We start from the raw sequence: 25,842 nt of genomic DNA, 5'->3' as shown, positions 1-25,842 counted from the left end.
TCAATCTAAACGCTCCACCCCTCTATCCCTCCACCCCTTCATCCCCCCACCCCTTCATCCCTCCACCCCTCCACTCTCCCTCCTCCCCCAATGCGTACCCCCCTGGCATGGCTGAACTTACTGAATGAGAAAAACCGTCTATTTGTAGCGGTCGCAGGGGTATCGTTTGCCGTCATGCTGATTTTTATGAATCTGGGATTCCTGGGCGCTCTGGCAAAAACAGCAAGTCAGGTTTACAGCCAGATGAATGCAGATATTTTTTTAATGTCACCGCAATCGTTAGAAATTAGCACAACCAAAGCGTTCCCCCGCGATCGCCTGTATCAGGTTGCAGGCATTGATGGGGTAAAACAGGTGATGCCGCTCTATGTTGCCTATGGACAATGGCGCAATCCCAAAACTCGTCTCAGCCGTGCCATGTTTGTGTATGGGGTTAATCCCAATGAGACCGTTTTTACACTGCCAGAGTTACAGACGCCTGAAAATCAAGCAGCTCTGCGCACTCCCGATACAGTCTTGTTTGATGTTTTCTCCAATCCCATGTTTGGACCTCAAGACATCGGCACCATTACCGAGTTAGATCGGCGACGAGTGAAGATTGGCGGGCAATATGCCTTAGGGGGTGGCTTTGCTGCTGATGGCACATTGATTGTAAGCGACCAAAATTTTCTGCGGCTGTTTGCACCGCGCACGCTAGAGCGGATTGATTTGGGATTGATTCGCTTAGAATCGGGAGCCGATCGAGATGCGATCGCGTCTCTGATTCGTACCAAACTGCCTGCTGATACCTTAGTGCTGACCCAAACCGAGATCATCGACCGGGAAAAGAATTATTGGATTGCCACCACGTCCATTGGCTTTATCTTTACCCTGGGAGTGATTGTTTCGTTCATTGTCGGCACGGTGATTGTTTATCAAATTCTCTATACAGACATTCGTGATCACTTGCCCGAATATGCCACCCTCAAAGCCATGGGCTACCGCAACCGCTACTTGTTTAAGATCGTTTTGCAAGAAGGCATCATTTTGGCATTAATGGGGTTTGTTCCAGGCTATTTGTTTTCCTGGGGGTTATATCAGATCACCTTCCATGCCACCAATGGTGGCTTACCTGTTGTCATGGATCCCCTGCGAACTCTCTTTGTTTTGTTTCTCACGATTGTGATGTGTTCACTGTCGGCTTTGATTTCGGTGCGCAAAGTTATCACCACCGATCCGGCGGAGGTATTTTCATGACGGCACGACTTCAAAACCTGTTGCGTCGCACACCCCTGGCGTGGCTCAATCTCACCCACGATCGCCGCAAATTGCTCACATCCATCGGCGGTGTTGCCTTTGCCGTCTTGCTAATCTTTCTGTTTAGTGGGTTCAAAAACGCCCTATACGATAGCCAGGTACAACTCCTCAAACTGCTGAATGCCGATATTGTGCTTACCAGTACATTGAAGTACACCATGTTTGTGCCAGAGCAGTTTGCCCGCAGACGACTCTACCAGGCACAAGCGTTTGAAGGGGTTGAAGCCGCTTACCCGCTCTATATCAACAATGCCAATTGGAAAAATCCTGAGAATAAAAAGATCCGCCCGGTACGGGTGTTAGCCTTCAATCCTACCGACCCCGTGATTGATCTACCCGACCTGGTGTTGCAATCGGAATTAACTTCCCTATCGGAAGCTCTGGAGATGCCTAACGCAGTCCTGGTTGATCTGAAGTCACGCTCAGAGTTGGGGTCTATTACAACGGGGGTAAAAACAGAATTGTCAGAACGGCAGGTGCAAGTCGTCGGCAATTACCAACTGGGGACTGACTTTGCCGCAGGCAATGGCAATTTAGTCATGAGTGACCAAAACTTTTTACGCTACTTTGCCCAACTGGATCCTGAAGAAGATAGCCGCACACTAGGAACCGTTGATATTGGGCTGATTCAACTTGCTCCCAATGCTGATGCCGATCTATTAGTCAAACTTTTAGATGCCAGTTTGCCCAATGATGTGCAAGTGATTACAAAGGATGGGTTTGTCGAGCAAGAATTAGAATATTGGCGAAAAAACACAAATATTGGGTTTGTGTTTAACTTACTGACCACCATGGCATTTGTCGTCGGCATTATTTTGGTCTATCAAATTCTCTATACCGACGTAGCCGACCACTGGGCAGAATATGCCACACTCAAAGCCATGGGGTATCACAATGGCTTCTTGCTGGGAGTGGTGTTACAAGAATCAATGTTGTTATCGGTGCTGGGGTTTATTCCTGGATTTTTGATTAGCGTCATTCTCTATCATCAAGCTACCGAGGCAACGGGTTTACTGATGCAAATGACGGTGGATCGGGCACTTTTTACATACGTGATGACGTTTGTTATGTGTTTGATTTCAGGCGCGATCGCCGTTCGTAAAGTACAGGCAACCGACCCGGCGGAGGTATTTGGCTAATGGATACCACCGAATGGAATCCAGCGATGAATCAAAACGTTGCCTCTAAAGCAGGGGCGATCGCGATGGGTCGAGAGCTAGCAGTCAAAGTCCGCAACCTCAATTACTACTTTGGTAAAGGCGATTTACGCAAGCAAGCGTTGTTTGATATCGATATCGACTTTCCCAAAGGGCAAATCGTCATCATCACAGGTCCTTCCGGTTCCGGCAAAACCACCTTTCTCAGTCTCCTGGGTGCCCTGCGCACCCCTCAGGAAGGTAGTCTTAATGTTATGGGACGTGAACTGGTGGGGATGTCTAATGCCGAGTTAGTTAGCGTGCGCCGTGGCATTGGCTTCATTTTCCAGGCACATAACTTATTTGAATCTCTTACCGCTGCCCAAAATGTAGAGATGGCAGTTGAGTTGCTGGGTGGGTTTCAATCCAAACGCGAACAAGCCGTGGCGATTCTGGAAGAGGTGGGATTGGGCAATCGGGTAGATTACAAACCCAACTCGCTATCGGGTGGACAAAAACAACGAGTGGCGATCGCCCGTGCCCTGGTCAACAAACCTCAGCTAATTTTGGCAGACGAACCTACCGCTGCCCTCGACAAAAAATCGGGACGAGAGGTCGTCACACTGATGCAACGGCTTGCCAAACAAGAAAATTGCACAATCCTGATGGTGACGCACGACAACCGCATCCTCGACGTTGCCGATCGCATTATTAATTTAATCGACGGTCATTTAGAATCAGACGATAACCTGGATACCTTTGTCGCCAGCCACGACCCCAAAAGCCTCGATCGCCGTATGTTTATGATGTAAATTTTTTTGAATTTTTCCAAAAAACCCCGACATGGTTAGAACCAGGTTAATATGTTAGTGTCTCTAGTAAGAATTATTTTCGGCTTGTAATTCGTTTCACAAACGTTTCTCCGAATCTGACTCTTTGTATAACCTGATTCTGGAGGAATGCCATGTCAATTTACGTCGGTAACTTGTCTTACGAAGTGACACAGGACGATCTCACTAGAGTTTTTGCAGAATACGGTACCGTAAATCGCGTCCAACTTCCGACAGACAGAGAAACCGGGCGTTTGCGTGGTTTTGCCTTCGTTGATATGGGTACAGAAGCAGAAGAAACTGCTGCAATTGAAGCGCTTGACGGTGCTGAATGGATGGGGCGTGATTTAAAAGTCAATAAAGCCAAGCCTCGTGAAAATCGGGGAGATTTTTCTCAAGGAAATAGAGGACGAGGCGGATCGTCTCGTCGTTATTAAGTTTTTGGATTTGACCACGTTGATTTTGCATCTTTTAGAGATAGACGAAGAACCTAATAACTTGTTTTCTTGGGTTGCGTTTCTCACTTGATGGGCAAAGGTTTGAAGCAAGCAGCATCTTTCAAGCCTTCACAGACACCTCAAAACTACTAATCGTGAGGAGAACGGATGACCCAAATTATTCTGGGCGAAAATGAAGGAATTGAGTCAGCGCTACGTCGGTTTAAGCGGAAAGTATCGAGAGCCGGTATTTTCCCAGATATGAGGAAGAACCGCCATTTTGAAACGCCAATTGAAAAGCGTAAACGTAAAGCCATTTCTAGACATAAGCAGCGGAGAAAGCGCCTTCGTTATGACAAGTAAGGTGCATTTGCTTGTAGGAGCAGAACTAAAAATGGTGCAGGCAAATGGATATGGAAAGGCTTGGAAAGATAAAGCTACTTAGCCTTGATGACATTCATCTCTCTGCATCCCCCTGTGTTGCTAATTTTCAGAAATAACCACAGATAAAGATGGTTTGAGTGAAGTGTTTGTTCGACAATCATTTCACTAGTTTAAGTTTTTCGTAACTAACAGAATTGGTATCAAAATTCCCATGAACGTTAAAGAACTCTTGAGCCGCTACGTCGCAGGTCAACGGGATTTTAGAAATCTTAACTTGATTGCAGCAAATTTGAGAAATCTAAATTTGAGTGGCGCTAATTTGAGTGGCGCTAATCTGACGAAGGCAAACTTGATGAGAACCAATTTGAGTCATGCAAACCTTACAGATGCAATCTTGACAGGGGCAAATTTAACCGAGACGAACTTGACGGGAGCAAACTTGATGAATGTCAATTTGACAGATGTCAATTTGCACGATGCCAAGGTCAGTCATGCTCATCATCGTGGAACTATTCGATGAATCCAGAATCGATCCGTCTTGTCACACAGCTCAGGCATGAGTTTTACAGCCTTTTTGCCGCTGCGATGAAAGTTCCAGTCGATGTGACGAAGGGTAATTCTTCGTCCAACATCGCCAGAGCTTCTTGGGCAGATGCTAGACAACAATTGAATTACATTTGTGTCTATGCGCATATGGCACCTGACGAATTTGTGCCTGATCGTCCGTTGATTCTTCGCTTATCTGTGAATAAAGGAGGTGTTTTTACGACACCTGCCAGAATGAGTCGAAGTTCTCAAGGGATGAATCGCAGGTGGCATTTTGAACTGACGCTGATGCCCGATGAAGTTTTAGATTTTCTTCCATGGGTGGTCAAGTTGGTTCAGTCTTACGAAAAAGGCTCGGTTGCCGTATTGTCAGACCCACCTCATCCGCTGAATTTTGCAGACTCTGATGTGGGTTCATTTCATAATGCCTATACTCAACGAGCCAGTAATCGGCTTTCTAAGCAATTGTTGCCGTTGTAAAAGTAACGCTTTAGGATCACAAATTAATTAAAACTCGGACGTTTATTTTTGGAAGCGCGGCTCCGCCGCGCTTCCAAAAATAAATCTTCGGGTTTATTCAATCCACGATCCTTAGTTTAGAGTCAAGCCCCAATACAATTGAGAGATGATGTGAAAGGTGTGGCATTGCCACACCTTTCACATCTTTTTTTGTGTCATTGCTATAGCGCTACACACTTAGTCTAGGGCGGAGTGCAGGGGTAGAATCCCTGCGTGGGGCAGTGCCACACCCCCAATGTCCCAACGTGAATTCGTAACGCTATGGTTGAGAGAGCGACGGCGGAGCCGTCGCTCTCTCAACCATAACTGGGTTTTTACATCCATAATCCTTAACGAAAAGAAACAAGACGTTGCTTTATGAAACGGTTTAAGGTGGGGCACACTAGGAGCAGCACCCTTTCCCCCACCCCATGATGAAGCTTGCGATCGCAATCTTGACCCTGTGGCTCCTTGTATTTGGCATTGTCATGATAATGCGATGGTTGTTCAGGAAATTGGGTTGGGCGTCTGGTCAGGCTCGGCGAGCCAAACCTATGAATTCATCGCCATCGGACTGGACAAAAGCGACGGTAGGGAACGTCCGCCGGTCCACTCGGCAAAAATTAATGGCGTTGCTCAATGGCGATCGCAAAACCGCAGAGCGATTGCTCCAAAATGCTCGGTTTCGTTACCCCGGTCAAACAGAAAATTGGTATTGGGAAAAAGTAATTTACGATTTGAAGCGCGATCGCAGAGCCTAAATCGTCGTAGCCTGAATCAAAGCATTGCATAATAGCGGCATGAATTTGCACATGAAACCTCTGATTTCACGTGCAAATTCATCTCTAAATATCAGCAACGCCCAATATAGTGGTGTGCAAGTTCGTTAAGTACAGAAACGGTGTTGTGGGGCGCGGAGCGCCCCACAACACCGTACTGAATCAACCTGCACAGCGCTATAAAATGAACAACACGAGGGTTTACTCATTCACCCCGGTTGGCTCATGAATCACCGATTTTTACGACTAAAACAAGCGACGGTTTTGCTGGCTGAAGCCTATGTTTTGATCGGGAGTGTATGGCTGGTAGGGCAGGTTTTACAGGTGCAACGAGTTCAAGACAATACCTTGCTCCTGAGGGATCATCCGAGTTTTATAGTCAGTTATGCCATTACAACCGTGGTTTTGGTCTGCGGATTCATCGGGCGCGACCTTGCCCAACGACGCATTCAGCGCCAATATCCCAGTCCTTCTCACGATAGCGATGCCAAGTTGCGCGCCCTGATCCGAGATGTGGGGTGTGGCATTTTGTTGCAAAGTGCGGATGCTGAAATCTTAATGAGCAACCAGATGGCGTTGGATCTGTTGGGCATTGATGAAGACCAACTTTTGGGTAAAACATCCTACGACACAACCTGGGATGTGATTGATGCCTCCGGTTTACCCCTGGCCGGAGTAGATCATCCTGTTCCTAGAGCGATCGCCACTTGTCAAGCAGTGCGCAATGTTGTGATGGGTGTGCGGCAACCCCACCGGCAAGATCGGATCTGGTTATTGGTCAGTGCCGTGCCTCAGCTCAATGGGGATGGCACAATTGACTACATCATTGTCAGCTTCAGTGACATTACAGCGCAAAGACAGGCAGAAATGGCATTACGCGATGAACGCGATCTGCTAGAAGGCATCATGAAAACCAGTGTGGCTGCGATCGTATTGCTCAATCCACAAGGGGAAATCTTATTTGCCAATGATAGTGCCGAACATGTGTTGGGGTTAAAAAAGGATGAAATAACTCACCGCACCTACAACACCCCCGACTGGCAAGCGATGGCACCGGATGGTAGCCCCTGGACAGACGAACAACAGCCCTTTCGGCGCGTGATGGCTACAGGTGAACCCGTCTTTGATGTTCAACATTTAATTACCTGGGCGAACGGTACGTACAAATTTTTGTCGATCAATGGCGCACCTATCAAAAATCTTACGGGAGATATTACCAGTCTGGTGTTCTCCGTCAATGATATTAGCGATCGCAAACAAGCAGAGTCAGCACTACAAGAAAGTGAACAGTTTTTACGTAGTATTTACGAAAGTATTGAAACTTCTATTTTCGTCGTGGATGTCGCAGATGATGGCGTCTTTCGTTACGTTAGTCTAAACCCTGTGCATGAACAATTGACTGGCTTTTCACTGCAAGATGTGTATTATAAAACACCGGATGATTTGCTTTCGCCCGCAGCCGCAGCTGCTGTGAAACAGCATTATCAAGCGTGCATTGATGCAGGCGAACGAATTACCTATGAAGAAGGACTTTTGCTGAAAGGGCAACAAACGTTTTGGTTGACAACGTTAACTCCCCTGCGCGACAGTACGTCACGCATTTATCGTCTAGTCGGCAGTAGCCTTGATATTACCGATCGCAAACAGGCAGAAGAAGCGGTCAAACAGCGAGAGCAATATTTCCGCACGCTTACCGAAAATTCGTCTGATATTGTGGTTTTGTTAGATGCTCAGGGTACTTTTTTGTATGCCAGTCCTTCTTCAGAACGCGTTCTGGGCTACGTTTCGGCTGATGTTGTGGGCAAAAATGCCATTGACTTTGTGCCCCCCGAAGATATTCCCCTCATCATGCAGGTGTTAGTCAATGCCGTGCAAAACCCACGAGTCAGTCAACCGCTGGTGGAATATCGGGTACGCACCCGCACCGGCGACTTACGAACGTTTGAAGCTGTTACCACCAGTTTGTTAGAGGATCCAGTGGTGCAGGGGGTCGTTGTCAACTGTCGCGATGTCAGCGATCGCAGAGCGGCTCAAGATGCCTTACGCAAAAGTGAAGAGAGATTTCGATCGCTCAGTACATGTTCTCCTATTGGCATTTATACCGTTGATCAGGATGGCTATGGCACCTGGAGCAACCCTCGCTTGCAAGAGTTAGCAGGCTTTTCGTTAGAAGAGTCTTTAGGCAATGGCTGGCAACACTTCATCCATCCGACCGACCTCGAACGGCTTCATTATTTGTGGCAAGCACAATACCAAAATGGAGAGTCTTTTGATGGCGAATATCGATTTCAACACCCAGATGGCAGGATTAAATGGGTGCATGAAATCTCTGCCCCAATGTATGACGATGCGGGCAATCTGATTGGGCATGTCGGGGCGATCGAAGATATCACAGCTCGTAAGCAAGCTGAAACAGCCGTTCAGCAACTGAATGCTCGGTTAGAGCAACAAAATCAAGCCCTGGAAGCGATGGTGACCCAACGCACTGCCGAATTGCTCACCTTCATCAACGCCTTGCCCGATTCTATTTTTGTGGTGGATCAGGAGATGCGGGTTGTGTTTAGCAATGATGCGAATGCCCAGTTGAATTTTGGTCTAGAGAATGGGCGTGCTGTCCAGGGAAAAACACTATTTGAACTATTTCCGCCAGAACGTGCCGATTACTTGATCGCCCAAAATCAACATGTGTTTGAGTCTGGGGAAACCCTTCATATTCAGCAATCCTATTCTCAAATCAATCGGGAGATTTATGCTGATACTTACAAAATTCCGCTCAAACGCCCGAACGGAGACGTCTACGCCTTGATTGGTAGTTCTCGGGATATTACAGAACTGGTTGAAGCAAGGCAAGCCTTAACAGAACGAGCGGCGCAATTAGAAGCCCTCAATCGAGAACTTGATTCTTTCTCCTATTCGGTATCCCATGATTTGCGTGCCCCATTGCGCCACATTGGCGGCTTTGTCAATGCGCTCCGAAAAGAGCTAGAGCAGTTACAGGTGATTTCATCAGCCGCTACAGCCCAGACTCCTCTCAATCCGCAGGTGGTTCGCTATTTAAACATTGTGGAAGAGAGTAGTCTCAAGATGGGGCAACTGATTGATGGCTTGTTGACGCTATCGCGGATGGGACGACGGCAAATGGACATTCGTCCGGTCAATTTGCGCCAGTTGGTAGATACGGCGATCGCCCTGGTTACAGATACAAACAACTCAACCGCGATCGAGTTTACCATTGGCGATTTGCCGACGGTCTATGGGGATGCGGCACTGCTTCAGCAAGTTTTTAGTAACTTGGTTGAAAATGCGGTTAAATTTAGTCGCGATCGCCATCCGATTCAAATTGAAATTGGCACGCTAGACCCCGACACACTATTTATTCGTGATAATGGTGTCGGTTTTCAGATGGACTATGCCGATCAAGTTTTTGGGGCATTTCAACGGCTGCACTCAGCGAGAGAGTTTGAAGGTAATGGGATTGGGTTGGCGATTGTCCAACGAATTATCCATCGGCACCAGGGCAAGATTTGGGCAGAAAGTCAGCCCCAGCAAGGGGCAACCTTTTATATTCAGCTGCCTCACCCGACTTAAAGGATCGACGGAGTCATACTGCTCCAAAACGAGTATGAGTATTGAGAGAGCCTCGCTCCGCGAGGCTCTCTCAATACTTGGTAGATCACGCTATTGGCAATTGCAATATTAATCGTCGGGTTCAAACACAAACACAAGTTGAATGTGCCAGGTTTTACCATCGCGAATGATTTGAATCTGACGGATAAATTCGCGAAAATAAAATCGTCGTTCTGATTCCGATAAATCAAACCAAAACTGTGGAATAGAAACGGTTTGGGCGATCGCTTGCAAACTTACGGGCGGTAGCTGTGCCAATCGGGTTTGCAAAGCAGCAATGTCAGTTCGTACTTTATAAGCCCGCAATTCAGCCGTTTCGGTATCCAATACCCCACTGGTGATCAAGGCTGGCAATTGTTCCAATACTGCTTGTTTGGCAGCAATTTGGGCAGACAACCCTTGCTTGAAAACATCCATATCGGGCATCTGCACGCCTGCCACGGCACGGGGCAAGTCTTGGCAAATTCGCTCAATTGTTTGCTCTAACACCTGGGCATAGGGAATGGCGCGGCATTTGGGCTGAGTCGGGGTTCGATTTGGGCAGGCGATCGGACGCAGATACAGATATTCCTGGTCGCGGCGGGGAGCAGTTACGCGGCTCACCGTCATGGTGGACTGGCACGTACCGCACACTGCCAACCCTGCCAGGGAACGGGGGGCACTGGCAGACCGGGGAGCCAGTTGACGGTTGCGGCGCAACAATCGATCTACCTGGGCAGCTTCTTGCCGTGAAATAATCGGTGGATGAGTCGCAGATACGACTTCACCCGTCTGATACACCAGATCACCCCGATACACAGGGCTGGTTAGCCAACGCTTGCCGGTAGAAGCAGAAATTTTTTTGTTGTACTTCTTTTGTAGATAACGCACACTGCCCCGCAAAGAGCCATAGAGAATGAAATGCTCAATAAAATCTTTGACGACAGGGGCAGTGGTGCGATCGACGACGTAGCGATCTTTGCCCCGGCGATAGCCATAGGGTGCTTTACCGGGCGGTGGACTGGCTTTGATGCGGTTGCGGGCGTGTCCCTGCTGAATGCGGCGGCGGCGTTGGTTATCGTGCAGGGTCTTTACCAGCCGCAGTACATCAGAACGTTGCCCAGGGGAATTGTCAGGGGCGATCGCATCTTCCAGGGTGACCAGATGAATGCCTAACGATTCTAATTCAACCAGGCGATCGCTGACGTCTTGCAACGAATCACCCAAATCGTCTAAGCGCTTGATCACTAGAGACTGAGGTGGATTTTCACGACAATCTTGCAACAATTGGTCAAGTTGGTGCCGTTCTCCAAAATCTTGATAAATTTGCTCTACATCCTCGCCCCAGTGAAACGAATCCGAAACGGAATCGAGCAATGGATCGCGGTAGGAATAAGCAATGGTTCTCATAAGATCTGATGAGCGCGCTTGGATAGATGATGGGTGTTATGTGAGACCCGCGCTCTGTGCGGCGTTCACACAACACCATGTACTTTACGCAGTTGAGACGTGCTATATTCCTCCAGTCAGGTTAAATCAGGTGGGTGAAGTAGACGGCAAACTCTTCGAGTTACAGTTCTTTTAGCATGACTCCGATGCTTTCGTGCCAACGCTTTGCTTCTATATCTACCGTTATCCCCACGCTAGATTTTCAACGAGATTTAGATATGCCTCAGATTTGTCAAAGACCGCTCAAACCGAACCCGTTCATTGCCTATCGCCATTCACGCACAGGCGAATGGATGGTCATTAAGCCTGATAAGCCTGAATTTCTGCCCCGTGACAATCGGCTAACCCCTTACCCCAAATCTCAGTAGCGATTCGAGATCCTCTGAATGCCGCTGATACCAATTAAATATGAAGCCGCAACTTTTTAAGAGGGGGTGTGGGGGTTTTACCCCCACGAAGGGGGCAACACCCCCTTCACCCCCCCTTTTCAATTCGGCGCATTTTCATATAGAAACGGTATTAGGAAGGGAATCAAATAACGTCGATGATTTGTTGTACGGGCGAACGGCCGTTTGCCCCTTCAAACGATTCAATAGTCAATCTTATTGAATCTAAGACCCTTAGGCGATGTTTGAAAAGTGATCGGTTGTAATTTTCGACACCAGCTGATCCCCCCTAACCCCCCTTAAAAAGGGGGGAACTGGTTCTAAAGTCCCCCTTTTTAAGGGGGATTTAGGGGGATCTGAAATAGGTTGCTACCAACAGTAGGACTTTTAAAACACCCTCTTAGAATCGATCGGATTCGGGTGGTGGTGCTCCGGCTCCTGAACGGTCGAGGAAGAGGTTTTGAGCCGCATCATTTTGGTAGACACAATCCACCTTGACCGTAGCGCTGCTGTCTTGAATATCGCCGGTATAACCGAAGGTATTAAGGCGACGACGGCACTGGTTGACCTGATCTTGATTGACTCGCTTACTCTGCTCCAAAATCGACCAGTTTGTACTGCGTAAGACGCATCCCGGTTGCATGGTTGGCTGAGACATATAGACGTTAAAGGGGTTCAACGTCAAAAAGGCTCTCATATCCATTGCCACCGCACTGGCACCATATTGGGCACAGATTTCTGGGTTGGGGGCGCTGCGGTCGATCACTTCGCGCGAAGCGACGTTGGTGGGGCTAAAGGTGGCAGTAGAGCTAAAAGTAATCCCAATAAAAATCCCCACCATAAACACGGCTGCCAGAATTGCCAGGTTTACGCTGGATAGCATGGAAAATTTTGGGGATGGTGACCGTTCGGACATTCTATCGACTCCCATATCTACTCTTCTATCTGGCGATCGCAGTGGAGGACGGGAGGATGCTTTGGGTCTACGTCTCATAGTCAGTCGTTATAAATCAAGCAATTGTGAAATTTGGTGTGATTTTGCAACAACACCCTGCCTACAGTGTAAGGCGAGCTTGTCAAGAACAACTATGCTTCGGGTTGCCAGAAGTGCCAAAATGAAGAGTGAACTTTTATGAATTGTAACCAAACCCGTGACTTCTCAGCCCTCTTTGCAACTTGGTCAAACCTTCAAGCGATCGCTTGTTGGCAGTATTCTCACCGATAGTCTGACTGTCTTTTGGGGAGACTGGCTAGACTTGCGCGTTCGTCTTCCTCAAGTTGCAGCATCGGGTCTCGTTTCTCCACTGATCTACATTCTGGCATTTGGGCTGGGTTTAGGGAGCGCATTGGATGCCGTGGCTAAACCGACCGCCGGAGAAAATTACTTGCAGTTTATCCTGCCGGGGATGGTTGCCCTGTCGTCGATGACGATTAGTTTCGGCGGCACCACCTTTTCGATTTGTGGCGAACGGCTGTATTCCAAAACCTTCGAAGAAATCTTGCTGTTGCCCGTGCATCCGATGGCATTGTTCCTTGGCAAGATGATGGCGGGGGTGGTGCGGGGGTTGATGACCTCTGCCTCTGTGATTGTGATCGCCCTGATCGCGACGCGACAGGTAGGATTTCTCAATCCGTTATTCCTGGTGTTATTGCTGCTGAACTGTGCCGTTTTCTCCGGGCTGGGTGTGATTGTTGGCTTAAATGTCAAATCGCTCGAAGGCGTCGGGCTGCTGAATAACTTCTTGATCGTGCCGATGTCCTTCCTGGGTGCCACCTTTTTCGACCCCACAACGCTACCAATTGTGTTAAAAGTAGTGGTCTATCTCTTGCCATTAACCTACACCAGCACCGGACTGCGTGCCGCTGCCTACCTGCCCCTCTCCCAATTTCCCTGGTATAGCATCCCCATTCTCCTGGCGATCGCCCTGATCCTGTGTGGCATCGGTGCTTACCAATTTGCTCATCAACAAGATTAAGACGGGATGGTAGAGACGCGAGCAATCGCGTCTCTACCGTGATCCCCAACCCTTATCCCTGACCTCTAACACTTGCAAATCATGGCTTCCGACGATATCCGTGCAACTCGACTTGAAAAAGCTGCCCAACTAAGACAACTGGGCTTGGAACCCTATGCCTATCGCTGGGAATGCACCCACCATGCCGCTGATTTGCAAACGAAATATGCGGATCTGGCGAATGGTGAAGAGATGGATGTGGACGTGGCGATCGCGGGTCGCATTATGCTGCGTCGGGTGTTTGGTAAGCTCGCTTTCTTTACCCTGCAAGATGAGACGGGCACGATTCAGCTTTATCTGGAGAAGCAAACGATCCAGGAATGCATGGCAGAGCTTGATCCCGATGCCTTTGATCATCTCAAACAGTTGACCGATGTCGGGGATGTCATAGGGGTGAAAGGCACGATCAAGCGCACCGATAAGGGGGAATTGTCGGTGAAAGTGCGGCAATACAGCGTTTTGACCAAATCGCTGCAACCCTTGCCCGACAAATGGCATGGCTTGACCGATGTAGAAAAGCGTTATCGTCAGCGCTACATTGACTTGATCGTCAATCCTGACGTGCGCGAAACCTTGCGTCGTCGTGCCAAAATTACTGCTGCCATCCGCCGCTATCTCGACCAGCAAGGCTTTATTGAAATTGAGACCCCCGTGCTCCAGTCGGAGGCAGGCGGTGCTGATGCTCGTCCCTTCATCACCTACCACAACACGCTGGAGATGGAGCTATATCTGCGGATTGCTACAGAACTTCACCTGAAGCGCTTAATTGTTGGTGGCTTCGAAAAAGTGTTTGAGCTGGGGCGAATCTTCCGCAATGAGGGCATCTCAACGCGTCATAACCCGGAATTCACCACGATCGAGATTTATCAGGCGTATGCCGACTATCACGACATGATGAATCTGACGGAGACGTTGATCGCCACCGTTGCCAAAGATGTGATCGGAACGTTTCAGGTCAACTATCAAGGGCAGGAGATCGATCTGGCTCCACCCTGGCGGCGTGTCACCATGCATGAGGTGGTGCAGGAACATACCGGACTCGACTTTAACCAGTTTCAAACCCTGGAAGCGGCGATCGCTGCCTGTAAAGCAATCGGCATGACCGATATTGATGAGTGCGAATCGATCGGCAAATTGCTCAGCGAAGCCTTCGAACAAAAAGTAGAAGAAACCCTGATCCAACCGACCTTTGTGATCGACTATCCAGTTGAAATTTCACCACTGGCAAAACCGCACCGCACCAAAGCAGGGTTGGTAGAACGGTTTGAATTGTTTATGGTCGGGCGCGAAACTGCCAATAGTTTTTCTGAGTTGACCGATCCCGTCGATCAACGGCAGCGATTAGAAGCCCAGTCTGCCCGCAAAGCTGCCGGAGATTTAGAAGCCCAGGATGTCGATGAAGACTTCCTCACTGCCCTGGAATATGGCATGCCACCCACAGGTGGCTTAGGCATCGGCATCGATCGCCTGGTGATGGTGCTCACCGACTCTGCCAGCATCCGCGATGTGATTGCCTTCCCGTTGTTAAGGAGTGAGAAGGCGATCGCCGACTCCCCCGAAGAATAATCTGTATGGGTTGGAGAATTTTGGGGGATGCGGTGATAATTTGGGGATAACCCCGCTTTCCCTTTGCCATGACTGGATTTGAACCGCTGATTGCTGGATTGTCCGCGCTCATCTTTAGCACAGTAGAAGAGACGGTTAAGGATGAGTCGGGCAGTTCTCTAGCAAACTTGCTGAAAAAAGATATTGGCAAAGCCACATCTCAAGCGTTATACAACGCATCGGGGAAATATCTCAGCAACTATCAAGAGCGCCACGGCAGACTCAAAGTTGCCTGTCTGCGCATGGATGACTACGTTCTGCTGGACGAAATTTATACGACGGTACAACTGCTCGATCGCTCTGACCTGCAATATTTTGCATCCTCCGATGCTTTAGAAGAGTGGTTTCGACAAAGTGGTCAACGAGATTTTAGGATCAGCCGTGCCACTAAAGAAGATGGCATTGCGATCGCCAACCGTCAGCAATATCTCATGGTGTTGGGCGGGCCCGGTGTAGGCAAATCGACGTTTTTACGAAAAGTTGGGTTAGAGGCACTCAAGCGCAAGCAAGGCAGCTACAAACCGGACTGCGTCCCGGTATTTTTGCCACTGCAACGGTTTAAAACTACCGACCTGACGATCGAACAGCGGATTGCGGCAGAATTTGACACTTGCGGGTTTCCTGAACCCGTCGCTGTGACCCAGGCACTCTTGAAAAAAGGCAAATTGCTGATCTTATTGGATGGGCTGGATGAAGTGCCCAAAGATCAGGAAGATGCCGTGATCGAGCAAATTCGAGACTTTGTCGATCGCTATAAAACCAATCGCTTCATTGCCTCCTGTCGGATTGCCGCATACAAAGGCGGCTTCCCCCGCTTTAAAGATGTGGCAATGGCACCCTTTGAAGATGAGCAGATCGAGCAATTCATTAGCAACTGGTTTCGCTCTGCCAAAGACCAGGAATACCAAACGGCAAAGCAATGCTGGGACTTGCTACAACGTCCGGAGTATCGAGCAGCGAAAGAACTGGCGCAATCTCCTCTATTGCTGACGTTGCTCTGTGCCGTCTACAACAAATCGCTAGACTTACCGAAAAACCGAGCCGTACTTTATGGCAAAGCCCTGGATGTAGTGCTAGAAGAATGGGCATCGGAAAAACGCCTGCACCGCGACCCGGTGTATCAAGACTTTCCGGTAGAACTGGAGCGCGAACTGCTGGCAGAGATCGCCTACGATCACTTTGTTGATGACCAACTGTTTTTTGATAAACGCGAGATTACCCACCGCATCAAAGACTTTTTGGTGAGTAACCTGAATGCGCCCAAACATCTGGATAGTGAAAAAGTGTTAGAGGCGATCGAAATTCAGCAGGGCATTTTGGTAGAACGTGCCAGAGACACCTACTCCTTTTCGCACCTGACATTTCAGGAATATCTGACGGCACAGCATATCGTCGATAACCAGCAAATCGAGTGGCTGGTGACAAACCATCTGACCGATGAACGCTGGCGCGAAGTGTTTTTGTTAGTGGCAGGGCTAATGCCGGGTCGCAAGGGAGCCGATGAGCTACTGCGATTGATGGCAGAGCAAACGCAGACCTATATACATACGCCCAGACTCAAAACGTTGTTGAACTGGGCAGAAGAAGCAACAGCAGGATCACAAGGTGAATACAAGCCTGCGGCAAAACGAGTAATCGCTATTTACCTTGCCCGTAAACTTACATCTTCTAATCCAATCTATATCATTGGATGCATTGATTCCACCCTTACAAACATTCTTGATGCTCGTCATTCTAACCTCGCAGATGCTCTTATTTCCGACGACACCTTAGTAGCTGACGCTATTGCTTTCACTATGGAACTCTACATTGATCGTGCCCCCGACCGTGTCCTTGCCTATGCTCTCGATTGTGCCTTCAAATTTCAAGAAAGGAATTTTTTGAAATTCAGCAATTTGAGTCCTCTGGTTCAACGGTTAAGGTTTCTGGAATCAGAAATTCCAGACGAACCTCAGCTATTAGCAGTGCGACAAACCTTTCGCTATCGAATTCGTCAAGTTTGGATCGAGGCACTTCAGCTTGATCCAGAGGTAATGCAGTTAACCGAAGCAGAAGCCCAGGCATTAAACGACTGCTTTTATGCCTATGAATTGATGGTGCGCTGTAAGGAAGCAGCGGTACGGGTGTCGCCCGATGTGTGGCAGGAGATTGAAGGGGGGATTTTGAGGAGTGAAGGGTGAAGAGTGAAGGGGTGAAGAGTGGAGGGGTGAAGAGTGGAGGGGTGGAGATGGAGGAGATGGGGGAGGTGAGGGAGATGGAGGAGATGGGGGAGGTGAGGGAGATGAATTGTGATTGACGCTTATGAATTGATGGGATGGGTAGGTGATTTACTTGCAAGTCTTTAAGTGAGGGGGCGATCGCTGTCTTGAGGCAAAAGAGCGATCGCTATGTGGTAAAAGGGCGATCGCTGTCTTGAAGCAAAAGAGCGATCGCTGTCTTGGGGCAAAAGAGCGATCGCTGTCTTGGGGCAAAAGAGCGATCGCTGTCTTGAAGCAAAAGAGCGATCGCTACTGATGATCCCACACATCTATTTCAGAACAATGGCACAATAGACAATAGCGAACCACACAGAGATATGAACATTCGACAGGAAATTCTCAGTGCCCTTGAGCAACTGTCAGATGAGCAGTTAACGGCTTTACTCCCTTTCATTTTGACCCTACAAAACAGTCAACCGAAAGCTTGCTCTAGCTCAGCGTCGCAGGCTTATCATGATTGGCTGAGTGCTGAACACGACATTTATGACGAAATCTTTGCAGATGAACTGGCAACGCGGTGATGTCGTGCTCTGTCGAGTGCCAATGCCCTCAACTGAATTGCAACAATTTAAGATTCGTCCGGCAGTAATTGTTTCAGCTAATACACTCAATCGAATTTTGGATGACGTGATAGTTGTTCCCTGCACATCGAACGCCAAGCGTCCTCTCACATCAACTCAATACTTAATTGCAGGAAATGAAATTGTTGCAGTCGGAATTCGAGTTGAATCTGTGATCCGGTGTGAGTCTATTTTTACATTGAATCAATCTATGATTCTCAGAAAATTAGGTTCTTTAAGTTCTACGACGATTCATCAGGTGAATAACTGCCTGATTTTAGCTTTGCAACTTTAAGGGCGATCGCCATCTTGAGGTAAAAGAGCGATCGCCACTGTAATTTAGAGGGATGGGCTTTTATAAAACGGACGTTTGACAACGGTTGCGGGATAGAGCTTGCCGCGAATTTCTACGTCCAGAGTTTGACCGAGTTTAGAGAGTTCGGTGGGTACATAGGCAAGGGCGATCGCTTTTCCTAAGGTGGGGGAGAGGGTGCCACTGGTGACGGTGCCAATGGGTTGACCGTTGTGCAAAATTGGGTAGTCGTGGCGGGCGATGTTGCGGCCTTGCATTTGTAGCCCCACCAGGCGACGTTGTACGCCATTTTGTTTTTGGGTGGCTAAGTGCGATCGCCCAATAAAGTCGGGGGTTTGGTCTAAGTGAACTAACCAACCCAGCCCTGCTTCTAAAGGTGTGGTGGTGTCATCAATGTCTTGCCCATAGAGTGCCATGGCAGCTTCTAAGCGCAGGGTATCGCGTGCGCCCAGTCCACAGGGAACAACGCCTGCGGCAAGGAGCGATCGCCATAATTCGATGGCAACGTCTGGAGCAAGCATGACTTCAAAGCCATCTTCACCCGTATAGCCTGTGCGCGCCAAAAAGGCAGGTTGACCCAATACAGTGCCATTGAGATGCCCAAAGCGTTTCACAGCGGTCAGATCTTCGGTGACCCAGGTTTGTAAAATGGCGATCGCTTGGGGTCCCTGGACGGCAATGAGTGCCTTGTCTGCCGATAAATCGTGCAGAGTGATGGCACTCAAATCTAGTTGATCGAGCATCCAGGCTTTATCTTTGGCAGTGGTGGCAGCATTGACAATGGTGGTGATGCAGTGTTCGCCTTGAGCATTCAGCCCTTGATAATAAATGATCAGGTCGTCAATGATGCCTGCTTCGGCGTTGAGCAACACCGTATATTGGGCTTGACCGGGCTGCAAGCGGCTCAGATCAGAGGGGACCAGGCGTTGCAGTTGTGCCATCAAGTCTTGCCCAGTCAAGACAAATTTTCCCATATGAGAAATGTCAAACATCCCCGCTTGCTGGCGAACCGCTTGATGCTCTTGCCCAATCCCGCCATATTGCACGGGCATTTCCCAGCCCGAAAAGGGCACCATGCGGGCGCTCAGTTCTACATGCAAGGGGTAAAGGGGAGTGCGAGAAAGAGAGGTCGGGTGTAATGCTTCAGATGCGCTCTGCTCTGCCACAGGGGTTCAATCCTCAAGAATGAGATATATGGGTTGGCAAATGGTGTATCTCTTACCAACTTCTAAAATATAGCGCTTCACGCCTGGACAGATGACAGTTTTGTGTGAGAGCTGCGCCCCGCGCGGCTCTCATACAAATTTGGATGTCATGCCCTTGAGAATTGCGATAAACCCTGGCAGAGCAGGATGGAATCGGTTTGACCCGACCAAAGAAAACCCCCAGCGGAAAGCCGGGGGTTACAATCAGGGTGCATCTACCATTCCTTCTTTCCGGGCAGTCGGGTGAAAATCAGGACAGTATCGAAAAAAAAATTGGAAGTTTGGCAGAGATATTGGCGTTGTCCAAATATAGCGCTTCGCGTTTGGAGAGATATGGGTATTGAGAGAGCCGCGCCGAGCGCGGCTCTCTCAATACTTTGTATCATTCAGCCATGCCAGCTATTGTTTAGAGCGTCGGCAAGGTGATATGAAATAGGGTTCCCTGATGAGATTCGATGGTTAATTTGCCATTTAACTGACAAACAAAATCTTGAACCAGGTTTAGCCCTAACGAGTTGACCTGGGTCAGATCAAACTGCTCTGGCAGACCAATGCCAAAATCTTGAATCGTCAGGTGAAGGTGGCGAAGCGGGTCGTCTAAATCAACCCATACCTTAATTTCAATTTTGCGATCGCAAATATCTGAAAATGCATGTTTGAGTGCGTTGGAAATTAATTCATTCAAAATCAACCCGCAGCAAATAGCGGTTTCAATGGGGATAACCACAGGTTCTATCTGGCTGATCCATTCAATGCTTTGATCGTCTGAGTCGTAGGAGGCAGACAGGCAACTCAGGAGCAATGGGATATAGTTTTGCAGGTTGATTTGCGCCAGATTGCTGGATTGATAAAGTAGTTCATGCACCAGACTAATCGAGATGATGCGATCGCAACTATCTTTCAAACTCCGGACGACTTCAGGATTGTGGCTGCGTCGTTGCTGCATTCGCAACATACTTTGAATCAGTTGCAAATTGTTTTTGACGCGATGATGGATCTCACGCAATAAGACTTCTTTTTCATCTAACGCTTTTTGAATCAGCGTTTCAGCTTGCTTGCGATCGCTAATATCAATACTGACTGTGGTGACAATCCACACTTGCTTCGCCTCATCCCATTGTGCCGAGAGACGAGAATTGATCCATCGCAGTGAGCCATTGGGATGATAGTAACGAAACTCTTCGGTCGGGGGGTTGGTCTGTCCGGCAAAAATGGCTTGATAGGTTGGCAGTAAAATGGTTTGCCAGTCGTCTGGATGAACCCGCGATCGCCATAGATTTGGGTCAGCAGTCATTGCCTCTACGCTATAGCCATAGAGATCTAAACAGCCCTTGGAGATATATACCATCTGAGTCGAATAATCGGGAAACAGATAGATCTTGGAAATATACGCCAGAGCATTATCGAGGATAGCGTTGAGATTAGCCTGAGAGGCTTGTAAATCTGCCGTTTTTTCTAAAACTTGTTGTTCTAAATCTTTGGCATAGCTGGCATGAAGCTGTTCTGACTGCCGTTGTAAGGTAATGTCTTGAAATGTATTGATGGCATAAAGCACATGGCCCTGATCATCCAGCACAGGAATCGTTTTAACGTCTAAAGGAATGCGGCGATCGCCCATGACAATTTCCAGATCATCGATAGACACTGTTTCACCGCGTAACGCTCGGCTCGGCGGCATTTGCTCGGTGGGATACAACTGATTAGTCCCTGCAATATAGACCTGGTAAACCGCCGAAACTGATTCGATTGGAACATATAGGGTGGATTGTCCGGCGATCTCAGCTCCGTGGCGGTTAATCATGACTAATTTGCCAGTGGCATCAAACACGCTGATTCCAACAGGAACACTATCAAACAAGGTGGCAAATTTTTGTTCACTTTCTTTCAACGCTTGAAAGGAAATGCCAATCTGGGCAACCATTTGGCGAAAGGAGAGTTCTAGTTCCTTAATTTCCTGGATGGAGCTGGATGGCATGGCATCGTCAAACTGATCCAAAACCAATTTTTTCGTTGCCTGGTTAATTCGCTCTAGGGGATGGGCAATTTTGCCAGCGATGACGATGGCAACGCCGATAGAACCCAACAATACCAAGCCACAGAGCCAGAGGGTACGATGCAGATCGGCATTGGTCGCTGCCATAAAATCTGACTCTGGCACCACCGTCACGATCAACCAGTCCAAGCCATAAGCGTCGTGATAGGGAGTCACATCGGCAATATAGCGTTGGCGATCGCGGCTGCCCCAAAACGGTACTGTTTGAGCAGATCCGGAGCGATCGGCAAAAAATATCAAATCCGTATGGTCAACTGTTGCCAAATTTCTGATCTGATTGTGCAACGTTTGGGCAGTCAACCGGGTTAGCCAGTCACCACTCTGATCCGCAGGCAGGCGTTCGAGCGGCTGATCCCTGGCGTTGGTATAGGTCGGTTCTTGAGTTGACGTGGCAATTAAATTTCCCGATCGCTCCATAATAAAAATCTGCACCGATGGCGAAACCTTGAGAGTGCTGAGAAACAAACTGATATCTGACAGCAACACATCGGCATGAAAAACACCCTGCAACTTACCGTCGAGGTAAACTGGCGTAGACGCAGAAATCATGGCAACGGGAAGATTGACAACAGGGTATACCGGCGACCAGGTTTGCTGGTTGCGTGCGATCGCCGTCTGATACCACACACTTTCACGGGCATCGTAGTTGGGTAGGGTATGCAAACGCCCCTGTCGCGCGCCTGCCTCATCGAGTTGATAAGCAGTGCGATTTCCGGGTACGGATCCTTGTACAATCCAACTGGTGAGTTGGTTGGGAGCGGCACCCTGCCCCAATCGATCGTGCCCAACGCCAATGACCTCACCCCGCGAGTTGCCAAACCCGATCGTCGTCACAATATCAAACGTTTGAGTCTGTCTAAGCAATCGCCGTTCCAGGTTTGCAAAATCCCCTAGATCCAGATCTCCCGCTTCGGCTGATCGGCGGTCTAACTCCAGCAAATGTTGGGGAGTTGCCAAAAATTCGTCGAGGCGATCGCTCACCTGCATAGCCGTTTTATTGATGAGTTGATTGGCAAGATCTTGCACGGCATGTCGCCGACTTCGATAGGAGAGATAGCTGATCAGCCCCACTGCTCCTATAATTTGCACGACAAATGCGACGATAAGCAACGATTGGATCGACAGGGTTATAGGTCTATACCAACGAGCCAATGGCAGATTAAATCGCAGAGACATGATCAAACCTCACCCGCGATCCTTACTATTAAACAACACTGGTAGTGCAAACCCTAAATTTTCTAACAGGGGTGGGGGCTGCGCTCCCAAGACGGAATTTTACCCGCTTCACCCCTCCAACCCTTTCAATGGTCTGGTCTGGTTTCCAGACCTGTAGAATTCTCAGTGGCGTCAAGTATAAGTTGTTGTGTGCGAATCTCGCTCCGCGAGGGTCGCACACAACAACCGTAATCTATTCAGGCGCATAGCGCCATAGACCCCCAAGAGATTCAGCACCTTACTTAACTTAAATATTTCCTGAATCAACCTGACTCCGTAAAATTGCTTAACCCAGCTACGCTTGCTATCTTAGAATCGTGGATTTACTAAAACCCAACTCGTCCAGGGAAAGCGACGGCGGAGCCATCACTCTTTCCCTGGGAATCACAGGTTAATTAATCTGCGATCCCTAGGAAAGATAGTAGTGGTACTCATGTAATGATTTTTTGTGGCGCGGGCGTCGCCCGCGCCACAAAAAATCATTACATTTCTAGGACTACCGGAAAGATTATTACAATATCTGGATCAGGGGGTTAGAACTATGTACCGTCAGAATATGTCGTCATCTTTAAAACTGTTGCTAAGATAGTCAACCCATGCCCCCACACACAGTCAAGATCCTTATTGTTGAAGATGAACGGGCGATCGCCAGAGACGTCTCCGAAAGCCTGACGAGTTTGGGCTATGTCGTTGTGGGTACGGCTTCGTCCGGTGAATCTGCAATACGACAGATTTCAGACGTTCATCCGGATCTGGTCTTGATGGATATTTTTTTGTCAGATAAATTGGACGGCATTGCCACTGCCCAGCAAATTTGGCAGCAATTTCAAACCCCCGTGGTGTATTTAACTGCCCATGCTGATGAAATGACCTTGCAACGGGCACAGGCAACAATGCCCTTCGGATATATCGTGAAACCATTCAATGATGCCACCCTCAAAGTCACCATTGAAACTGCGTTGAATCAATACAAAATCCAACTGAATCTGCAACATCAAACCCAGGAAGCGAATCAGCGTACCCAAACCTATGCGGCGATGGCGGCTCATGAGTTTCGCAATCTTCTCGGCATGATTCAAATGAGTGCAGATATGCTTCAGATCGAAATTTTAGGATTAACAGATCAGCCGAAAGATCAACAATCCCAAGAGCGAATGCTAAAACTGATCCAAAGTTCAGCCTCTAACATCAATGCCATTGTTGAAGATGTATTGCTGTTAATGCGATCGGGCAATAGTCACTATCCACTCAATTGGGTAAAAGTCGAATTAGTGAGTTTTTGTCAACATGTTGTTTCTGGGTTAAGCCTGTTAGAATCTGATAAAAACCGCATTGTATTACTGAGTCCGCAGGGTGAAATTACAGCGACGACCGATGAAAAACTGCTGATTTCTATCCTCAACAATTTGTTGTCGAATGCATTAAAATACTCTCCACCGGATAACAAGGTTGCTTTGATTCTTAGCATTGATGACACAACCTACAAAATTCAAGTCAAAGATCGGGGTATTGGTATTCCTGCTGACTATTTAAGTTATTTATTTAAGCCGTTTAAACGCGCCGCCAATGTTGGAGATATCCCTGGCACTGGCATTGGACTGGCGATCGTTAAACAATTTGTAGAGTTACTCAGAGGCGATATCACCGTAGAAAGTGTGGTCGGCTTGGGCACGACGTTTACCGTCACCTTGCCATTAGAGTGACCCATAAAACGTTAGATGAAATCTCTATTATCGCAATCCCAAATAGAGTGGGCGGGGCGCACCCCGCTGACCTTACAACTTAGTTAGAACTGCTATAGTGACGTTTATCGTTATAAGGCATTCACGAACCGGGGTTCGATATATTTCGACATATCGGGTGGGGTTTTGATCTGCCCCTGCGCCAGTAAAAAATCTACCAAATCTGTCATTGAATTGAGCAAATAGAGATCGCTGTCAGGATTGCCCAATATCTCTTTGTTTCCTGCTAAATCTACCAATCGCACGCCGTTTAATTGTTCTTTCAGGTCGTCTGGGGCGATACCCAATTCCTGAGATGCGATCGCCAATCCGTCTACTTCATTCGTTTTCAGAAAATCCAGTGCCTGAAAAATACCTTGCACCAGTGCCGATATTGCCGTTGGGTTAGTTGCAACAAACTGGCTATCAAACAGATACAGATCGATAATAGCGGTTGGCATTTTGGCAGAATCATAAATAATCCGCCCATCTTTTTGGGCATCATTCGCCGCAAACATAAATGGAGAATAACTCACCGCAATGTCTACTTTACCGGATTGATAAGCCGCTGCTGCCGCATCCGGTAGCACATTCACCAAAGTCACATCATCGGGCGTCAATCCTGCTTCTTTCAATACTTGCAAAAGAAAGAAGTGGCTGACCCCTCCAACTTCAACGGCAATTTCTTTACCCTTAAAACCTTGAATATCTGGAACACTGTTTCTGGCTAAAATCCCATCTGCCCCCAACGAATTATCTTCTACCAAAACCATCTTAAAGTCTTTGCCCGTTTCTGCTAGCAAAACAGCTTCAGACGTTACCGACGTTTGCCCATCTAACTTGCCAGCGCTAAAAGCTGTCCGGACTTCTGGATTAGAACCAAACACGACCAACGACAAATCTAACCCCAAGTCTTTAAAGAATCCCTTTTCCAGAGCAATGTAGAGGGGAGTATAACCAATCCATCCCGGCACCACACCCAATGAAGCTTTGATTAGCTCATCGGAAGCAGCAGAATTTGATGAATCAGATTGACTGCAAGCATGAAGGGCAATACTACCTGCCATACTTCCTAAAAAACCTAAGGTTTGTCGGCGTGTCCAGGGTTGAAGATGCGTCATGGTTTTTCTCGGTATAGATTAAATGTAAATCAGTTAATTACGTCTATCAAATCTAGTGCTGCAAACACGAAATTTTGCAACATGGGGGTTTGGGGGCTGTGCCCCCAAGAGGGGGGTTTTCCCCCTCCACCCCCTCTAAAACTTTTAAGTTGGTGTACCAGTAAACCCCATTAAAAGTTGTGCGACATGGGGGTCAGGAACGTGAATCACCCTAATCAAATCAGGGAATAGAATCTATAAATGTAACGTTGATTACGAGGTTGGGTAAACTCACACACAGAATCATTGCATGCGTTTATTATCTCTCCCTCTCTCAACTACAGCCATTTTCAATGGCTTAAGGCACAGATTTTTTGTTGTGTGCCGCGCTTCGCGCGGCACACAACAAAAAATCTAAACATATCCAAGCGCGAAGCGCTGTAAAAATAG

22 protein-coding genes are annotated in these 25,842 nt (G+C 48.1%); 16 read left to right on the top strand and 6 right to left on the bottom strand.

What is annotated here, in order from left to right; translation table 11 throughout:
• Positions 1-90: 90 nt before the first annotated feature.
• From devC (ACR6Z4_RS13385) to ACR6Z4_RS13345, 9 genes are all read left to right on the top strand, one after another.
• Entirely contained in the window at positions 91-1,236 is a 1,146-nt protein-coding gene (gene devC, locus ACR6Z4_RS13385; protein WP_479717782.1) for an ABC transporter permease DevC, read from the top strand.
• Positions 1,233-2,435, top strand: a complete 1,203-nt coding sequence (gene devC / locus ACR6Z4_RS13380) for an ABC transporter permease DevC (RefSeq protein WP_479717781.1) — start codon at positions 1,233-1,235, stop codon at positions 2,433-2,435. Before devC (ACR6Z4_RS13385) ends, devC (ACR6Z4_RS13380) begins: the two co-directional genes overlap by 4 nt.
• Positions 2,436-2,500: 65 nt before the next feature.
• Positions 2,501-3,244: an ATP-binding cassette domain-containing protein gene (locus ACR6Z4_RS13375; protein ID WP_479717868.1), complete on the top strand. Its 744-nt coding sequence runs from the start codon at positions 2,501-2,503 to the stop codon at positions 3,242-3,244.
• A 152-nt stretch (positions 3,245-3,396) separates the two neighbouring features.
• Positions 3,397-3,699 carry an RNA recognition motif domain-containing protein gene (locus ACR6Z4_RS13370; protein ID WP_479717780.1) on the top strand — a complete coding sequence of 101 codons (303 nt, stop codon included), beginning with the start codon at positions 3,397-3,399 and terminating at the stop codon, positions 3,697-3,699.
• 168 nt (positions 3,700-3,867) lie between these two features.
• A complete protein-coding gene (rpsU, locus tag ACR6Z4_RS13365) occupies positions 3,868-4,062 on the top strand; it encodes a 30S ribosomal protein S21 (protein WP_479717779.1) in 195 nt (64 codons plus the stop codon).
• A 232-nt stretch (positions 4,063-4,294) separates the two neighbouring features.
• Entirely contained in the window at positions 4,295-4,603 is a 309-nt protein-coding gene (locus tag ACR6Z4_RS13360; protein WP_479717778.1) for a pentapeptide repeat-containing protein, read from the top strand.
• Positions 4,600-5,109, top strand: a complete 510-nt coding sequence (locus ACR6Z4_RS13355; protein ID WP_479717777.1) for a hypothetical protein — start codon at positions 4,600-4,602, stop codon at positions 5,107-5,109. The genes ACR6Z4_RS13360 and ACR6Z4_RS13355 overlap by 4 nt, the downstream gene beginning before the upstream one ends.
• Positions 5,110-5,681: 572 nt before the next feature.
• Positions 5,682-5,888 (top strand): hypothetical protein, encoded by a 207-nt coding sequence (locus ACR6Z4_RS13350; RefSeq protein WP_479717776.1) that lies wholly within the window; start codon positions 5,682-5,684, stop codon positions 5,886-5,888.
• A 243-nt stretch (positions 5,889-6,131) separates the two neighbouring features.
• Positions 6,132-9,494, top strand: coding sequence for a PAS domain-containing sensor histidine kinase (locus ACR6Z4_RS13345; protein WP_479717775.1), 3,363 nt, complete (start codon positions 6,132-6,134; stop codon positions 9,492-9,494).
• Between the two features lie 108 nt (positions 9,495-9,602).
• Here ACR6Z4_RS13345 and ACR6Z4_RS13340 read toward each other — a convergent pair whose 3' ends face one another.
• Positions 9,603-10,922 (bottom strand): recombinase family protein, encoded by a 1,320-nt coding sequence (locus tag ACR6Z4_RS13340; RefSeq protein WP_479717774.1) that lies wholly within the window; start codon positions 10,920-10,922, stop codon positions 9,603-9,605.
• 176 nt (positions 10,923-11,098) lie between these two features.
• On the opposite strand from ACR6Z4_RS13340, the gene ACR6Z4_RS13335 reads away from it, so the two are divergent.
• Positions 11,099-11,329, top strand: a complete 231-nt coding sequence (locus ACR6Z4_RS13335; RefSeq protein WP_479717773.1) for a hypothetical protein — start codon at positions 11,099-11,101, stop codon at positions 11,327-11,329.
• Between the two features lie 418 nt (positions 11,330-11,747).
• On the opposite strand, the gene ACR6Z4_RS13330 is transcribed toward ACR6Z4_RS13335, so the two are convergent.
• Positions 11,748-12,341 carry a DUF3172 domain-containing protein gene (locus tag ACR6Z4_RS13330; RefSeq protein ID WP_479717772.1) on the bottom strand — a complete coding sequence of 198 codons (594 nt, stop codon included), beginning with the start codon at positions 12,339-12,341 and terminating at the stop codon, positions 11,748-11,750.
• A 157-nt stretch (positions 12,342-12,498) separates the two neighbouring features.
• Here ACR6Z4_RS13330 and ACR6Z4_RS13325 point away from each other — a divergent pair, with 157 nt between their 5' ends.
• The 3 genes from ACR6Z4_RS13325 to ACR6Z4_RS13315 all read left to right on the top strand — a co-directional run bounded on the left by ACR6Z4_RS13325 (position 12,499) and on the right by ACR6Z4_RS13315 (position 17,147).
• Complete coding sequence (locus tag ACR6Z4_RS13325) at positions 12,499-13,323, top strand: ABC transporter permease (protein ID WP_479717771.1); 825 nt, start codon at positions 12,499-12,501, stop codon at positions 13,321-13,323.
• A gap of 81 nt (positions 13,324-13,404) precedes the next feature.
• Positions 13,405-14,928 carry a lysine--tRNA ligase gene (gene lysS / locus ACR6Z4_RS13320; protein WP_479717770.1) on the top strand — a complete coding sequence of 508 codons (1,524 nt, stop codon included), beginning with the start codon at positions 13,405-13,407 and terminating at the stop codon, positions 14,926-14,928.
• 68 nt (positions 14,929-14,996) lie between these two features.
• The gene (locus ACR6Z4_RS13315; RefSeq protein WP_479717769.1) at positions 14,997-17,147 is read left to right on the top strand and encodes an NACHT domain-containing protein; all 2,151 of its coding nucleotides are present in this window, start codon (positions 14,997-14,999) and stop codon (positions 17,145-17,147) included.
• 161 nt (positions 17,148-17,308) lie between these two features.
• Here ACR6Z4_RS13315 and ACR6Z4_RS13310 read toward each other — a convergent pair whose 3' ends face one another.
• Entirely contained in the window at positions 17,309-17,494 is a 186-nt protein-coding gene (locus ACR6Z4_RS13310) for a hypothetical protein (RefSeq protein ID WP_479717768.1), read from the bottom strand.
• 48 nt (positions 17,495-17,542) lie between these two features.
• Here ACR6Z4_RS13310 and ACR6Z4_RS13305 point away from each other — a divergent pair, with 48 nt between their 5' ends.
• Positions 17,543-17,746 (top strand): hypothetical protein, encoded by a 204-nt coding sequence (locus ACR6Z4_RS13305; protein WP_479717767.1) that lies wholly within the window; start codon positions 17,543-17,545, stop codon positions 17,744-17,746.
• Entirely contained in the window at positions 17,709-18,080 is a 372-nt protein-coding gene (locus ACR6Z4_RS13300) for a type II toxin-antitoxin system PemK/MazF family toxin (RefSeq protein ID WP_479717766.1), read from the top strand. The genes ACR6Z4_RS13305 and ACR6Z4_RS13300 overlap by 38 nt, the downstream gene beginning before the upstream one ends.
• A 44-nt stretch (positions 18,081-18,124) precedes the next feature.
• Here ACR6Z4_RS13300 and gcvT read toward each other — a convergent pair whose 3' ends face one another.
• Together gcvT and ACR6Z4_RS13290 are read right to left on the bottom strand one after the other, a co-directional pair.
• A complete protein-coding gene (gene gcvT / locus ACR6Z4_RS13295; protein WP_479717765.1) occupies positions 18,125-19,264 on the bottom strand; it encodes a glycine cleavage system aminomethyltransferase GcvT in 1,140 nt (379 codons plus the stop codon).
• Positions 19,265-19,709: 445 nt separating this feature from the next.
• Positions 19,710-22,532 carry a histidine kinase dimerization/phosphoacceptor domain -containing protein gene (locus ACR6Z4_RS13290; protein WP_479717764.1) on the bottom strand — a complete coding sequence of 941 codons (2,823 nt, stop codon included), beginning with the start codon at positions 22,530-22,532 and terminating at the stop codon, positions 19,710-19,712.
• Between the two features lie 635 nt (positions 22,533-23,167).
• Between ACR6Z4_RS13290 and ACR6Z4_RS13285 the strand changes: the two genes are divergently transcribed.
• Entirely contained in the window at positions 23,168-24,274 is a 1,107-nt protein-coding gene (locus tag ACR6Z4_RS13285; RefSeq protein WP_479717763.1) for a hybrid sensor histidine kinase/response regulator, read from the top strand.
• A gap of 110 nt (positions 24,275-24,384) precedes the next feature.
• Here ACR6Z4_RS13285 and ACR6Z4_RS13280 read toward each other — a convergent pair whose 3' ends face one another.
• A complete protein-coding gene (locus ACR6Z4_RS13280; protein ID WP_479717762.1) occupies positions 24,385-25,413 on the bottom strand; it encodes an ABC transporter substrate-binding protein in 1,029 nt (342 codons plus the stop codon).
• Positions 25,414-25,842 lie beyond the last annotated feature (429 nt).

Source organism: Calyptranema fuscum S582, from assembly GCF_055793305.1.
Note: the sequence above shows the minus strand (reverse complement) of the source record. Positions and strands in the feature narration are given on the sequence as shown.